General features: G+C 66.1%; 1 protein-coding gene and 2 pseudogenes. 2 read left to right on the plus strand and 1 reads right to left on the minus strand.

Features of this window, described 5'->3' with window-relative positions:
* Both Q4E95_RS11665 and Q4E95_RS11670 read left to right on the plus strand, forming a co-directional pair.
* Positions 1-299, plus strand: a pseudogene (locus Q4E95_RS11665) (IS21 family transposase); the annotation flags it as partial.
* 276 nt (positions 300-575) lie between these two features.
* On the plus strand, positions 576-824 hold the full coding sequence (locus tag Q4E95_RS11670; protein WP_303383469.1) for an ATP-binding protein: 249 nt from the start codon (positions 576-578) through the stop codon (positions 822-824).
* A 308-nt stretch (positions 825-1,132) separates the two neighbouring features.
* Here the strand turns inward: Q4E95_RS11670 and Q4E95_RS11675 are convergent.
* Positions 1,133-1,579: pseudogene (locus Q4E95_RS11675) on the minus strand (ubiquinol-cytochrome c reductase cytochrome b subunit); the annotation flags it as partial.

The following is a 1,579-nucleotide window of genomic DNA, read 5'->3' on the forward strand; positions in this document are numbered from 1 at the left end:
GCCGAGCCTGATCGCCTGCCTGGATGCCACCCTGCGCCGGATCGGCGGAGCCCCCACTTACGCGCTCTCCGACAATCCCCGCACCGTCACCGTGGACCACGTCGGCGGAGTCCCGGTACGGCGCCCGCAGATCGTCGAGGTGGCCCGGCACTACGGCACCCGGGTCCTGTACCTGCGTGCCGTACGATCCGGAGTCCGAAGGCGGCAAGGTGGCCACGGTGAAAACCGTCAAGGCCGACCTGGTGCCCACCGAGGCCAACCTCCTGGGCCAGTACGGCTCATTCGCCGAGCTCGACGCCCTGCAGGTAGCCCTGAGTGAGCCGCGAGGCGGCGCGGATTCACCACCACTGCCACCACGAGCAAGGAACCCACCGCGTGAACTCAACCATTAAGACCTTCACTGCCTTCTCGGTGAGACCGGCACCGCCGTTGCCCGATGACCTCACCGAAGTCCTCAATTGAGTCAGGATGCCCCATCTGCGAGCCCGTGGCCCCAGAGGTGTTGGCACGGCCAAAGCCCAGCGCTGGGACCCCACCGAGGTGCTGCGCGGGCGCTGTCGGCCGAGGTGCTGCGCGTGCGGTTGCCCGAGGAGATCCGGGGACGGGACGAGGCCACCGAGACCGCCCGTCGCAAGGCCTCCGGGTTGCCGGCTTGCAAGGGCTTCGATTCCTGGCGTGCCTTCATACCGACCACCCTGGCCACCGCGGCCGTGGACCGGCTCCTGCACCACGCCCACGTCATCGTCACCGAGGGCGCCTCACCTCGTCACGCCTATGCCGCCGCAGGACGTGGGGTCAAACCCCCTGCCCCAACCAGCCGGTAGATCAACGGTCCGTCGACAGGGAGATCATGTGGATGCCGAGAGGGAGAACGGATGTCCGCCCGCAGGGAAGTCCAGGTGTTCCTTGACACCGGCCGGTGAATTGGACCGGGCCCAAGCCGGGCCGCTCGGTGGAGGCACCAGGTGAGCGGTTAGATACTGAGGCTGTGGTCGCGTGGTCGGTAGTTGTCCACGTGAGGTGCATGCGGCAGACGGGGGAGAGAGAACATAAAGATGCCCCCGAGGTGAACCTCAGGGGCATCTTCACGGGCGATCTGGGCGACCACCGGGCTTACTTTGACGAACTTGGCCTACTTGTCGAGCTGGGCCGTGTGGGACCCTGCACCAACAACCTCGCGTGCGTGGTCATCGTGGTGACCGTGTGCCGCATCGAGCTCCTTGGGCGTCACGGGTGCAACTCGGTCCTCGAAGTACCAGCTGCTCAAGCGGCCGCGGAGCTTCTCGGTCCCGGTCACCTTACCCTTGGCATTGGCACGAGCGGGCTGAACTTCAATGTCTTCGAAGTTCACCAGACGGTAGCGCTTGTACTCGTCCAGCGGTTCGTGAACCTCCACGAACTCGCCGTGCGGCAGCGCCTGGATTCGGCCCGACTCGCGGCCGTGCAGGACGATCTCACGGTCCTTGCGCTGCAGTGCAAGACACATGCGGCGAGCAATGATGAAGGCCAGGATCGGTCCGAGGAAGTACGCGGCACGCAGCCAGTACGTGACGTCGTTCAGGCCCACGTGGAAGTGGGT

The organism is Kocuria sp., from assembly GCF_030536815.1.
Taxonomy (GTDB): Bacteria; Actinomycetota; Actinomycetes; order Actinomycetales; family Micrococcaceae; genus Kocuria; species Kocuria gwangalliensis.